The sequence below is a fragment of the Dechloromonas denitrificans genome, from assembly GCF_001551835.1.
In the GTDB taxonomy this organism is placed as follows: Bacteria; Pseudomonadota; Gammaproteobacteria; order Burkholderiales; family Rhodocyclaceae; genus Azonexus; species Azonexus denitrificans.
The window spans coordinates 22,942-35,390 of the sequence record NZ_LODL01000035.1; the positions used below are offsets into that span (position 1 = coordinate 22,942).

Annotated in this window: 12 protein-coding genes; 9 read left to right on the forward strand and 3 right to left on the reverse strand. The window is 61.4% G+C overall.

The genetic code is table 11. From position 1 onward, the window contains the following. The 5 genes from AT959_RS14950 to AT959_RS14970 form a co-directional block, all read left to right on the forward strand. The coding region (locus AT959_RS14950) for a carbonic anhydrase (protein WP_169795483.1) at positions 1-777 on the forward strand (777 nt) is incomplete at its 5' end. Positions 778-830: 53 nt separating this feature from the next. Further along, positions 831-1,475, forward strand: coding sequence for a TetR/AcrR family transcriptional regulator (locus AT959_RS14955; protein ID WP_066884573.1), 645 nt, complete (start codon positions 831-833; stop codon positions 1,473-1,475). Between the two features lie 61 nt (positions 1,476-1,536). Beyond that, positions 1,537-2,190 carry a protein-L-isoaspartate O-methyltransferase family protein gene (locus AT959_RS14960; RefSeq protein WP_066884576.1) on the forward strand — a complete coding sequence of 218 codons (654 nt, stop codon included), beginning with the start codon at positions 1,537-1,539 and terminating at the stop codon, positions 2,188-2,190. After that, a complete protein-coding gene (locus AT959_RS14965; RefSeq protein WP_066884579.1) occupies positions 2,190-2,513 on the forward strand; it encodes a rhodanese-like domain-containing protein in 324 nt (107 codons plus the stop codon). Before AT959_RS14960 ends, AT959_RS14965 begins: the two co-directional genes overlap by 1 nt. A gap of 7 nt (positions 2,514-2,520) precedes the next feature. Continuing rightward, positions 2,521-3,849: a TolC family outer membrane protein gene (locus tag AT959_RS14970; RefSeq protein ID WP_066884582.1), complete on the forward strand. Its 1,329-nt coding sequence runs from the start codon at positions 2,521-2,523 to the stop codon at positions 3,847-3,849. Here the strand turns inward: AT959_RS14970 and waaA are convergent. Continuing rightward, positions 3,815-5,077, reverse strand: a complete 1,263-nt coding sequence (waaA, locus tag AT959_RS14975) for a lipid IV(A) 3-deoxy-D-manno-octulosonic acid transferase (protein ID WP_205629956.1) — start codon at positions 5,075-5,077, stop codon at positions 3,815-3,817. The two genes, AT959_RS14970 and waaA, sit on opposite strands and share 35 nt — an antisense overlap. Further along, positions 5,074-6,012 carry a lipopolysaccharide heptosyltransferase I gene (gene waaC, locus AT959_RS14980; RefSeq protein WP_240481858.1) on the reverse strand — a complete coding sequence of 313 codons (939 nt, stop codon included), beginning with the start codon at positions 6,010-6,012 and terminating at the stop codon, positions 5,074-5,076. The genes waaA and waaC overlap by 4 nt, the downstream gene beginning before the upstream one ends. Before the next feature lie 54 nt (positions 6,013-6,066). Between waaC and AT959_RS14985 the strand changes: the two genes are divergently transcribed. From AT959_RS14985 to AT959_RS20665, 4 genes are all read left to right on the forward strand, one after another. Then, on the forward strand, positions 6,067-6,837 hold the full coding sequence (locus AT959_RS14985) for a glycosyltransferase family 2 protein (protein WP_066884591.1): 771 nt from the start codon (positions 6,067-6,069) through the stop codon (positions 6,835-6,837). Between the two features lie 30 nt (positions 6,838-6,867). Next, entirely contained in the window at positions 6,868-7,875 is a 1,008-nt protein-coding gene (locus AT959_RS14990) for an NAD-dependent epimerase (protein WP_066884593.1), read from the forward strand. Positions 7,876-7,884: 9 nt separating this feature from the next. Then, on the forward strand, positions 7,885-9,708 hold the full coding sequence (gene glmS / locus AT959_RS14995; protein WP_066884596.1) for a glutamine--fructose-6-phosphate transaminase (isomerizing): 1,824 nt from the start codon (positions 7,885-7,887) through the stop codon (positions 9,706-9,708). 206 nt (positions 9,709-9,914) lie between these two features. Further along, positions 9,915-10,748, forward strand: coding sequence for a symmetrical bis(5'-nucleosyl)-tetraphosphatase (locus AT959_RS20665; protein WP_083518449.1), 834 nt, complete (start codon positions 9,915-9,917; stop codon positions 10,746-10,748). A gap of 201 nt (positions 10,749-10,949) precedes the next feature. Here AT959_RS20665 and AT959_RS15000 read toward each other — a convergent pair whose 3' ends face one another. Further along, positions 10,950-12,050, reverse strand: a complete 1,101-nt coding sequence (locus AT959_RS15000) for an HNH endonuclease (RefSeq protein ID WP_066884599.1) — start codon at positions 12,048-12,050, stop codon at positions 10,950-10,952. Positions 12,051-12,449 lie beyond the last annotated feature (399 nt).

Consider the following 12,449-nt stretch of genomic DNA (forward strand, 5'->3'; position numbering starts at 1 on the left):
GTCGTCCATTCGACGGCACCGACCGCCAAAGCCAAAAAGCCGGCCAAGGAAGGCGGCTACATGCTCGAACTGGCGCACAGCGAACCGGCCCTGCAGCACGCCCACATCCACTGGGACTACGAAGGTGCCGGCGGGCCGGAAAACTGGTCGAAGCTGGACCCGAAAAATACCACCTGCGCCATCGGCCAGCGCCAGTCGCCGATCGACATCAAGGACGGCATCAAGGTCGATCTCGAACCGATCAAGTTCAACTACCGCCCTTCGACCTTCCGCATCGTCGATAACGGCCACACCGTGCAAGTGGCGGTCGGCGACAGTTCGATCAGCCTGACCGGCAAGACCTACGAACTGGTCCAGTTCCATTTCCACCGGCCGTCGGAAGAAAAAATCAACGGCCAGCGCTTCGACATGGTGGTGCACCTGGTACACAAGTCGGACGAAGGCCAGTTGGCGGTGGTGGCCGTGCTGCTCGAACGCGGCAACGAGAACCCGTTCATCCAGACGCTGTGGAACAACCTGCCGCTCGAGAAAAACCTCGAAGTCTCGCCGCCGGGACCGATCATCGACCCGATGACGCTGCTGCCGGCAAGCCGCAACTACTACACCTACATGGGGTCGCTGACGACGCCGCCGTGCTCGGAAGGCGTCTTGTGGCTGGTCATGAAACAGCCGGCCCAGGTCTCGCCGGACCAGATCAACATCTTCAGCCGGCTCTACAAAAACAACGCCCGCCCGATCCAACCAGTCGCCGGTCGTTTGATCAAGGAAGGTCGTTGACCCCGGACAAAAGGCGGTGGTAACTTAATGACCCTCAAGTCATTAAGTTACCCATGCCCGCTGTCGCAGCCCCCCGCAAACGCCGCAAGGAAGCCCGGCCGTCCGAACTGACCGCCGCCGCGCTGAGCCTGTTCGTCGAAAAAGGCTTCGCGGCAACCCGCCTGGAAGATGTTGCCAGCCGCGCCGGGGTCTCCAAGGGCACGCTCTATCTCTACTTCGATAGCAAGGAAGCGCTGTTCAAGGCGGTCATCCAGGAAGGCATCCTGCCAGTGGTCGCCGAGAACGAAGCGATCGCCGCCCAGCACACCGGCAGCGCTTTCGACCTGCTGGAAAAGCTGCTCAATAACTGGTGGGGCAAAATCGGCCTGACCGGCTTTGCCGGCATTCCCAAACTGATGGTCGCCGAAGCGCGCAATTTCCCGGAAGTGGCGCAGTTCTATTACGAGAACGTCATCTGCCGCGGCCGCGCCCTGGTCGGTGTTGCGCTGGAGCGCGGCATGGCGAGCGGCGAATTCCGCCGGCTGGATGTCGAAACGACGATCGACGTCATCATCGCCCCGATTCTGATGCTGCTGATCTGGCGTTTTTCGCTGGCCTGCTGCCAAAGCCAGGAAAGCGATGCTGGCCTTTACCTGAAAATCCACGTCGATCTGCTGCGCCAGGGCCTGTGCGAGCGACCAACGGAGAGTCAGGTATAATTTTGCTTTGTCGGAATCAATATATTAGCTTGTGCTAATATTAAGCCTGCGGAGAACCCAAATGAATATCGAGCAAGCCCGCTTCAACATGATTGAACAGCAGATCCGGCCCTGGGAGGTTTTGGATCCGCAGGTTCTCGACCTGCTTTTCGTCGTCAAGCGCGAGGATTTCGTGCCGGCTGCCTACCGCAATCTGGCCTTCGCCGATCTGGAAATTCCGCTCGGCAGCGGCCAGGTCATGCTGGCACCGCGCATCGAAGCCCGCCTGCTCCAGGAACTGGGCGTCCAGAAAACCGACAAGGTGCTGGAAATCGGCACTGGCAGCGGCTACATGGCGGCCCTGCTGGCCGCTCGCGCCGAGCATGTCGTCACCGTCGAATGCCGCCCGGAACTGGCTGATTTTGCCCGCCAGAACCTGGAGCGGGCCGGCGTTGCCAACGTGGCCGTTGAAGTTGGCGATGGCGCCAATGGCTGGTCACAGCGTGGCCCCTACGATGTCATTCTGGTCTCCGGTTCGGTCCCAACCCTGCCCGACGCACTGCTCAAGCAACTGCGCGTCGGTGGCCGCCTGGCCGTCGTCGTCGGCGAAGCCCCGGTCATGGAAGCCCAGTTGATCACCTGCGTCGCCGACGGCATCTACAACACGGTCAATCTGTTCGAAACGGTAACGCCCGCCCTCGACAGCATTGCCGCCAAGTCCGGCTTCGCCTTCTGATGCAGCAACTCGGCGTACGCGAACTGGCCGAGTGGCTGGCCGATACCGGCCGGCCCCAGCCCGTCCTGCTCGACGTACGCGAGCCCTGGGAATTCGAACTCTGCCACTTGCCGGGCTCGCAGCACATCCCGATGCACACGGTTCCGCTGCGTTGCGAAGAGCTCGACCCGGATCAGGAAATCGTCGTCATCTGCCACCACGGCGGCCGCAGCATGCAGGTTGCGATGTTTCTTGAGCGCAAAGGCTACGCTGCGGTGCATAACCTGATGGGTGGCGTCGATGCCTGGGCCGGGGAAGTCGATCCCAAAATGCGTCGTTATTGAGAATGGCATGAAAAAGCTCGCCTGGCTGTTGATCTCCCCCTTGCTCGCCTCGCCGCTCATGGCAGCCGACCTGATGCAGGTTTATCGCGAGGCGCAGGACAACGATCCGACTTTTGCCGCCGCCCGCGCCACGCTGGATGCCGGCCGCGAAAAGATGCCGCAAGGTCGGGCCGGCTTGCTGCCCAGCCTGACATTGTCCGGCAATACGGTCTGGAATGAGAATGAAATCTCGTTCCATAACGGCAACACGCTGGGCAAACCGAAATTCAACAGCAACGGCTATCAACTGACGCTGAGCCAGCCGCTGTTCCGCTGGCAGAACTGGGTCACCTACGACCAGTCGAAGATTCAGGTGGTGCAGGCCGAAGCCAATTTCACGCAGGCCCGCCAGGACCTGATCCTGCGTGTCTCGCAGGCTTATTTCGACGTCATTTATGCCATCGAGAATCTGAAGGCCGTCCGCGCCAACAAGCTGGCCATTGGTCAGCAACTGGAGTCTGCCAAGAAGAATTTCGAAGTCGGCACCGCCACCATCACCGACAGCCATGAAGCCCAGGCCCGTTACGACCTGGCCCAAGCTCAGGAAATTGCCGCCGAGAGCGACTTCGAAGTCAAACTGCGCAGCCTGCAGGCCATCATCGGCAAGGAACCGGGGCCACTGGCGCCGACCCGCAAGGATGCCCAGCTTACCCAGCCGCAGCCGAACGACATGAACCAGTGGGTGGCGGCGGCCGAGAAGGATAGCCTGGCCGTACAGATCCAACAGGCCAATGCCGACCTGGCGGAACGCGAAGTCGACAAGCAACGGGCCGGGCATTACCCGACCCTCGATCTGGTGGCCAATGCCGGCAACTCCAAGGCCTACGGCTCGACCGCCTTCGGCCTGCTCGACACCGATTACCAGAACGTCGGCCTCCAGTTGAACATCCCGCTTTTCCAAGGCGGCCTGGTCGTCTCGCGTCAGCGCGAAGCCGCCGCCAACCGCAGCGCCAGCCAGTCCGGACTGGAAGCGGCAAAGCGCGGCGCCGCCCTCTCGGCCCGCCAGTATTATCTTGGCGTCACCAACGGCCTGGCCCAGGTCAGGGCACTGAAAGCGGCGCTCGTTTCGTCGCAGTCGGCCCTGGAATCGAACAAGCTGGGTTACGAAGTCGGCGTCCGCATCAATATTGACGTGCTGAATGCGGAAAACCAGGTCTATGTCACCCGCCGCGACCTGGCGAAAGCCACCCTCGACACGCTGATGGCGCAACTGCGGCTGAAGGCAGCGGTCGGCGCGCTGGGCGACGACGACATCGCCCAGATCAACACCCTGCTCGATCCGTCCAGCGCGCAATAAGCGCCAGCATGCGCTGCGTGGCGCCCTGATGGGCCCGCGCAAATTGCGCCGCAGCGGTGCGCATCGCCGCCAGTTCGGTTTTTTGCCCCAGCAGGCGGTCGACCGCAGCAATCAGCTCTGAGGCATCGCCAACCCGCCTAGCAGCACCGGCAGCAATCGCATCCTCGGTTGCCTGCAGGAAGTTGAAGGTGTGCGGCCCGACCAGCACCGGGCAGCCACAGGCCGCCGCCTCGATCAGGTTCTGGCCGCCGAGCGGCAACATGCTCCCGCCGATGAAGGCGAGATCGGCCAGCGCATAGTACGCCGCCATTTCCCCCATGCTGTCGCCGAGCCAGACCTGCGTCGCCGCCTCCGGCAGGCCCGCGCTGCGCCGGACGACACTCAGCCCCTGTGCGGCGAGCAGATCGGCGACTTCGTCGAAACGTTGCGGATGCCGCGGCACCACGACCAGCAAGGCGTCTCCGGGCATCGCCCGACGCCAGGCATCGATGATCAAGGCTTCCTCGCCCTCGCGCGTGCTCGCCGCCAGCCAGACCGGACGCTGGCCAACAGCCGCGCGCCAGCGCTGGCCGAGGGCGATCTTGTCGAGCGCTGGCGCGACGTCGAACTTGAGGTTGCCGCAGACTTCGACCTGCGGCGCGCCGAGCCTGGCAATGCGCTCGGCGTCACCCGCCGTTTGCGCCGCGACGCCGCTCAAGGCGGCAAAGGCCGGCCGCAACAGAGCGCCGAACTTGCCGTAGCCACGGGCCGAACGCACCGACAGGCGGGCATTGGCGAGCAGCACCGGAATCTGCCGGGCCTTGGCCCGGGCCAGCAGGTTGGGCCAGATTTCGGTTTCCATCAGCACACCGAAGGCCGGTGAAAAGTGCCGGAAAAAATGGTCGACCGCAGCCGGGTAGTCGTAGGGCAGATAGGCCTGGATGACGCGCTCGCCATAGACCTGGCGCCCCGCTTCGCGCCCGGTCGGCGTCATGCCGGTGAGCAAGATGCGGTGCGCCGGCCAGCGCGCCTGTAGCGCCTCGATCAGCGGCTGGGCGGCGCGCGTTTCGCCGACCGAAACGGCATGCACCCAGATCAGCTGGGCCGGCACCGCTTGCCGGTAAAAGCCGTAGCGCTCGCCGACGTCGCGCAGGTACTCGGGCTGCTTGCGGGCGCGCCAGAGCAGGCGCAGCCAGATCAGCGGCGTGATCAGGTAGAGGAACAGCGTGTAGGCGAGGCGGGCCATCAGGCGAGGGCCACTTGCAGTTCGGCCAGCACGGCGGCGGCCGTCGGCAGCTGCGCCTTGCCGCCGAGATTGCGGAAGAAGCCGCTGCCCAGAACGCCGGTCAGGCCGGGATCGGTCGCGGTGTACAGCGCCACGGTCGGTATTTTCAGGGCAACGGCGAGATGGGTCAGGCCGGTATCGACGCCGATGGCGGCGCGGCCGCCGGCCAGCAGGCTGGCCAACTCGGGAATGCTCATCGGCGGCGCGGCGACCGCGCCGGGAATGCCGGCCGCCAGACGGTTCGCCCGCTCGCGCTCGACCGAATTGCCACCGGGCAGCACGGCACAATAGCCGAGTTCGTAGAGTTGCCGACCGAGCGCCAGCCAGTTGTCCTCCGGCCACAGCTTGTCGTCGCGACTGGTCGCCGTCAGGAAGACGACGTAGGGCGTCGCCGGCAGCCAGTCGAAGGCGCCGCCCGCGACAGCGATGCCGTAGTCGGGTTCGCCGCTGAGCGGGTAGGCCAGCGCCACCGCCGCCAACTGGCGATTCCGGACGACCGCGTGCAAGTCGGTGGCGACGCTGAAACGCTCGTCGTAAAAACGTGCGGCCAAGGGTTCGCGGGCCGCATCGGCGGCATAGCCGGCCAGCGGCGCCTTGGCCCAGCGCGCGACGATGGCGCTTTTGACCAGACCCTGGGTGTCGATCACCTTGTCGTAGCCGCCCCTTCTCAGTGCGGCGCGGCAGGCGCCGATCTCGCGCCAGGTAGCCGACTGGAAAAGCTTCTTGCGCCAGCGCCGGATCGCCACCGGAATGATCCGGTCGACGCCGGGATGCAGGCGCGGAATGGCGGCAAAACTCTCCTCGACGCACCAGTCCACCGTCGCCGCCGGGAACTGCCGCCGAATATCGCTGACCACCGGCAGGTTATGGATCACATCGCCGAGCGAGGAAGTTTTCACAATCAGTATGCGCATCGGCGGATAAAATGGCGGCTTTCGAAGCCGCGATTATAAATGCCTGCTACGCGCCAGCCGCTCTCCATTGCCATCATCACGCTCAATGCGGCCTCGCAACTGGCGGCCTGCCTCGACAGCGTGCGCTTCGCCGACGACATCGTGGTCATCGACTCGGGCAGCACGGACGGTACGCAGGCCCTGGCCGCAAGCTACGGAGCGCGCGTCATCGAGCAGGACTGGCTGGGGTTCGGGCCGCAGAAACAGCTCGCCGTCGAAGCCGCCCGCCACGACTGGGTGCTCTGCCTCGACGCCGACGAACGGGTCAGCCCGGCCCTGCAGGCCAGCATCAAAAATGCCCTGAACAATCCGTCCACCGCAGCCTTCCGCTTTCCGCGCTGCAACCGCTTTCTCGGCCGCTATCTGAAGCACGGCGAAGGCTATCCGGACTGGAGCCTGCGCCTGTTCGACCGCCGCCAGGCGCGCTGGTCGACCGATGCCGTGCATGAAAAAGTCGTCACCGAAGCGCCGGTCGGCACGCTGACCGGGGACCTGCTGCACGATTCGGCCGAGTCGCTGGCTACCTATCTGACCAAGCAGAACCGCTACACGACGCTGGCCGCCGAGATGGCGCTGCAGGCCGGCAAACGGACGAGCTTCGCCCGCATCGCACTGAGTCCGCTGGTCCGCTTCATCAAGTTCTACATCATCCGCCAGGGCTTCCGCGACGGCCTGCCGGGCCTGATTCATATCGCCATCGGCTGTTTCAACAGCATGATGAAATATTCCAAAATGCTGGAACGCAGAAACACCGATGCTGCACTGCGGTAAAATCCAGAAAATTCCCTCGAAGGTGATTCCGTGAAAATTCTCGTGACCGGCGCCGCCGGATTTATCGGCATGACCACCTCGCTGCGCCTGCTGGCGCGCGGTGACGAAGTGGTCGGCCTCGACAACCTGAACGACTACTACGAGGTCTCGCTCAAGGAAAGTCGGCTAGCCCGCCTGACCGGGCTGCCCGGCTTCCGCTTCGTCAAGCTCGATGTCGGCGACCGGGCCGGTATGGAAAAGCTGTTCGCCGACGAGAAGTTCGACAAGGTGATCCACCTCGCCGCCCAGGCCGGTGTCCGCTATTCGCTGCAAAACCCGCACGCCTACGTCGATAGCAACCTGGTCGGCTTCACCAACATCCTCGAAGGCTGCCGCCACAACAAGGTGGCGCACCTGGTTTACGCCTCCAGCTCCAGCGTCTATGGTGGCAACACCAAGATGCCCTTCTCCGAGCACGACAGCGTCGACCACCCGGTCAGCCTCTATGCCGCGACCAAGAAGGCCAACGAGCTGATGGCCCACACCTACAGCCACCTGTTCGGCCTGCCGACCACCGGCCTGCGTTTCTTCACGGTCTACGGCCCGTGGGGCCGCCCGGACATGGCCCTCTTCCTGTTCACCAAGGCCATCCTCGAAGGCCGGCCAATCGATGTCTTCAACTTCGGCAACATGCAGCGCGACTTCACCTACATCGACGACATCGTCGAAGGCGTGATTCGCGTCCTCGACCGCACGGCTGCGGTCAACCCGGCCTATGACGCGATTTCCGCCGACCCGGCGACGAGCAATGCGCCCTACCGCGTCTTCAATATCGGCAACAACAACCCGGTGCAACTGCTCGACTTCATCGGCGCCATCGAAAAGGCGCTCGGCATGCCGGCCGAAAAGCGCCTGCTGCCGCTGCAGGATGGCGATGTCCCGGCCACCTACGCCGACACCAGCCTGCTCAACGACTGGGTCGGCTTCGTTCCGGCCACCCCCATCCAGGAAGGCGTCGACCGCTTCATCGCCTGGTATCGCGATTACTACAAGGTTTAAGGATCAGCTATGTGCGGCATCGTCGCGGCAGCAGCCGGCAACAACATCGTCCCCGTCCTCGTCGAAGGCCTGAAGAAGCTCGAATACCGGGGCTATGACTCGGCCGGGCTGGCCGTCATCGGCGCCAACGCCATCGAGCGGGTGCGTTCGGTCGGCCGCGTTGCCGAGCTGGAAAGCGCCTCGGCCGGCACCCAAGCGGTGACCGGCATCGCCCACACGCGCTGGGCGACCCACGGCGTGCCCTGCGAACGCAATGCCCACCCGCACATTTCCGGGTCGATCGCCGTCGTCCATAACGGCATCATCGAAAACTACGAAAGCCTGCGCCGCGAACTGACAGCTAAGGGTTACGTCTTCACCTCGGAAACCGACACCGAAAGCATCGCCCACCTGATCGAAGCGACGCTCAAGGCCGAGCCGGACCTGTTCGCCGCCGTACAGATCGCCTGCCGCCGCCTGGTCGGCGCCTACGCTATCGCCGTCATCGACCAGCGCCAGCCGGGCAAGGTCGTCGTCGCCCGCGAAGGCTCGCCGCTGCTGCTCGGCGTTTCCGAGACCGGCAACTACGCCGCCTCCGATGCCTCGGCCCTGCTCCAGGTCACCCGCCACATGGTCTATCTGGAAAATGGCGATATTGCCGAGTTGACCGCCGGATCGGTCAAGATCACTCGCCTCGACGGCACGCCGGTCGACCGGCCGGTGCATGTGTCGCAACTGTCGGCCGCCGCCGTCGAACTCGGCAACTACCAGCACTACATGCAGAAGGAAATCTTCGAGCAGCCGGAAGCGCTGGCCAACACGCTGGAAATCGTCGGCGGCAGCAAGACCATCCAACCCGGCATTTTCGGCGCCGAAGCCGGCAACTTGCTGGCCGATGTCGACTCGATCCTCATCCTCGCCTGCGGCACCAGCAGTCACTCCGGCTACACCGCACGCTACTGGCTCGAAGCCATTGCCGGCGTGCCGTGCAATGTCGAAATCGCCAGCGAATACCGCTACCGCACCTCGGTCGCCAATCCCCGCCAGCTGATCGTCGCCATTTCGCAATCCGGCGAAACCGCCGACACGCTGGCCGCACTGCGCCACGCCAAGTCGCTCGGCCAGCAAAAGACGCTGGCCATCTGCAACGTGCCGGAATCGGCCATCGTCCGCGAATGCGCCCTGCGCTTCATCACCCGGGCTGGCCCGGAAATCGGCGTTGCCTCGACCAAGGCCTTCACCACCCAGCTCGCTGCGCTCTTCCTGCTGACCCTGGTCATGGCCAAGGTCAAGCAGCGCCTGAGCGCCGAACAGGAAGCGGCCTACATCGACCAGTTGCGCCATCTGCCGGTCGCCGTGCACAAGGTGCTCGAACTGGAAGAGGCGATCAAGGCCTGGGCCCAGCGCTTTGCCGACAAGCAGCATGCGCTGTTCCTCGGCCGCGGCCGGCACTACCCGATCGCCCTGGAAGGCGCCCTGAAGCTCAAGGAAATTTCCTACATCCACGCTGAAGCCTACCCGGCCGGCGAACTGAAGCACGGCCCGCTGGCCCTGGTCGATGCCAACATGCCGGTCATTTCGGTCGCGCCGAACGACCAGTTGCTCGACAAATTGAAATCCAACCTCCGGGAGGTCGAGGCGCGCGGTGGCGAACTCTATGTCTTCGCCGATGCCGACTCGGAAATCCCCGAATCGGCAGGCGTCCATATCCTGCGCCTGCCCGAGCATTACGGCGAACTGTCGCCAATCCTGCACGTCATTCCGCTGCAACTGCTCTCGTACCACGCTGCGCTGGTCAAGGGCACCGATGTGGACAAGCCGCGCAACCTGGCCAAGAGCGTCACCGTCGAATAATGGCCACCTACGCCATCGGCGACCTTTAAATGACTATTATTGTGGACAATTTGGCGCCAACGAGCCCATATAAATAGTTGGCTACACCCCAAGTTACAAACATCTCGAATTATGGATTTTTCTAACAAAGCCACGTGTATTGTGGATCGTGCCCGTTGATGCGCTTCGCTCTATTACCGCATTGTATTGAGTGAGGAAACAGTGCCATGGCAACATATGCAATTGGTGACATCCAAGGCTGCTTTAATTCATTTCAAGCTCTTCTGGAATGCTGCAAATTCAATCCACTGCAAGATAAGCTCTGGCTCGTCGGAGATCTAGTGAACCGGGGGCCAAAATCTCTTGAAACATTACGTTTCGTAAAGAGCTTGGGAGACGCCGCAGTGACTGTGCTTGGAAACCACGATCTTTACCTACTGATGGTTTCAGAGGGCGCAGCCAAGTTTCGAGGAAAGGATGACACCATTCAGGAGATTCTCGATGCTCCGGATTGCGCCGAACTCCTCGACTGGCTACGCCACCAACCACTTTGTCACGTTGACGATGGTTATTGCTTAGTACATGCCGGCCTACTTCCACAATGGAGCGTAGTGCGGGCACGTGAACTTTCACGCGAAGTTGAGCAGGTCCTGCAAGGACCGCAATACCATGACTTCACACAACAGATGTGGGGCAGCGACCCCGATGCTTGGTCAGATGATCTTACTGGCTGGCCCCGACTGCGAGTCATTATTAACGCCATGACACGCATGCGGTTTTGTACGCCTGAAGGCCGGATGGACTTTCACTTCAAAGGTGAAGTTAACTCCGCCCCACCGGGTTTTCTACCTTGGTTCGAAGTTCCGAGGAGACGCAGTGCGGAAGCCGTGTTGGTGACAGGGCATTGGTCAGCACTGGGTCTGAAACTAATGCCAAATCTATTCGCGCTGGACTCCGGTTGTCTTTGGGGTGGGCACTTAACTGCATTGCGCCTTGAAGACCGCCGCGTTTTTCAAGTAGATTGCTCAGAAGGTGACTCCATCGGGCAAGCTGGCGAGTAATACGGGCCACGCGCAGAGCGCGACCGGCCACAACGGCGGCATCTTCGGCTAGCAACTGGTCAGCGTTTAGCACCTCTGCTTTGAGAAAGATCTCGAGGTCTTCGTCGATCTGTCGGCCAAGAGCAGCCGGTGAAGGGTTCGATGGGTGACCATCTTTGTGCCTCAAAATCGAGCAACAACCTCGCCATTGCCGGATCCCAATCAATCGGGCTCATATTTGTCGTAAAAAGCCTTCCACGACTTTGTGGTCAAGTCTCTTATGACGGTACCTTGTGCTCCATCTACATGGTCACCATATTGAGCGGCAAGACGGTGCACGGACTCAAATTGGTTGTGACCGAATCGGCACACAACCTCAGGCGTAAGTGCCAGTAATCCAGCGATTACCATGCCCTTGGATAGCTTAGTCAACGCTCGTTTAGCTGCAGGAGCACCCTTGAACGACTGCGAACCTGACTGGTTGATCAGTAGTTTCACATAATCAGCCCACAAAGCTTCGGGCAGGCACTCTTGTGCCCCAACTAGCGCTGGAACTAATTCATTGACCTCATCAAACTGGTCATGTTCGACGATCTCAAAAACATCGCGAAAAAACGCAAATCTCAGCGACTCATCTGAAACTTGAAGCACTTCCCCGCCGAACTCAGTTAGAACAGCTGTCTTCCCCTCTGTCTCCCCGAACAGCGTCACATTTCGCAGGGTTCGCTCGATTGCGAGAAGCTTCTGGTCATTTGACAGACTAGGCATCAGCCGCGCAAGGACCTCTATCGGGCGAACAGACTCCTTGGTGCGATTGACCAGTGAGTCGAGAACCCAGGCCGCATTGTCTTGGCCCAGAATTTTCAGCTTACTCCCAAGGGCATCCAGTGCTGTCGTAGACTTGAGAATTCGTTTCAAGAACTCTCGCGACTCCTCGTCCGGTTCCGCATGCGACGGTAGCGCTTTGATATCGCTATTCACCGCTTCAGCAGATTTGCCCGCAGTGCCGGCGGGAAGCTGCTTTACAAGTACCTGCGCAAGCAACGCCCCCGATTCAACCAGCTTATAAAGGTTATCGCGACGGGTTTTAAGCTCGTCGACTCTGAATTTCGTTCCTTTGGGATGACGAGGGTTGTAGTTGCCCACCTCGGCGTGACAGTCGAAACAAACGGGCAATGCGTTGGCTTCAGTATTTGGACCTCCGTCCGCCTCCTGAACAATGTGATGTACCTCGATCTTGGTGCCGCATTGCTTGAAGCAAAGGCAGCAAATTCGGGCACTTCGGATGAGGACTTTAGTACGCACGTCCGAGGTGAATCCCATTTTTGCAAGCTCCTATTATTTATTGTGTGAGGACAAATATACTGCGGGTTCAGCCTGCCGGGTCACCAAGGCCTGTCAAAGAGCTATGTCCGCTTCGGGTCTGATGCCTTCCTACGCCCCTGCTGACAGCGGACCTTCGTCGTCGAGCCGGCTCCAAGGGCTGCTAGGCAAAGCCGCTCTGTAGGCACTACCAACCGCAAGCAGTATTTTCAGAATCTAAAGATGGCGCAGCTCCCGACCTCATCGGAATTGCATAGGTGGCGCACGCTCCAATTCAAATGCTTGGAGTTTGATCCGGGCAGGCAACCTCGATGAACATCACACCAACTGGGCGAAATCAGAGAACACCTAAGCACCAACCAAATATTTGATTTGGATTTTTGCCAAAGGAATGGATAA

Bases quoted from the DNA above. Each gene is read 5' to 3' on its own strand.
- AT959_RS14955 (WP_066884573.1), top strand. From the start codon at position 831: ATGCCCGCTGTCGCAGCCCCCCGCAAACGCCGCAAGGAAGCCCGGCCG.
- AT959_RS14960 (WP_066884576.1), top strand. From the start codon at position 1,537: ATGAATATCGAGCAAGCCCGCTTCAACATGATTGAACAGCAGATCCGG.
- AT959_RS14965 (WP_066884579.1), top strand. From the start codon at position 2,190: ATGCAGCAACTCGGCGTACGCGAACTGGCCGAGTGGCTGGCCGATACC.
- AT959_RS14970 (WP_066884582.1), top strand. From the start codon at position 2,521: ATGAAAAAGCTCGCCTGGCTGTTGATCTCCCCCTTGCTCGCCTCGCCG.
- AT959_RS14985 (WP_066884591.1), top strand. From the start codon at position 6,067: ATGCCTGCTACGCGCCAGCCGCTCTCCATTGCCATCATCACGCTCAAT.
- glmS (WP_066884596.1), top strand. From the start codon at position 7,885: ATGTGCGGCATCGTCGCGGCAGCAGCCGGCAACAACATCGTCCCCGTC.
- AT959_RS20665 (WP_083518449.1), top strand. From the start codon at position 9,915: ATGGCAACATATGCAATTGGTGACATCCAAGGCTGCTTTAATTCATTT.
- AT959_RS15000 (WP_066884599.1), bottom strand. From the start codon at position 12,050: ATGGGATTCACCTCGGACGTGCGTACTAAAGTCCTCATCCGAAGTGCC.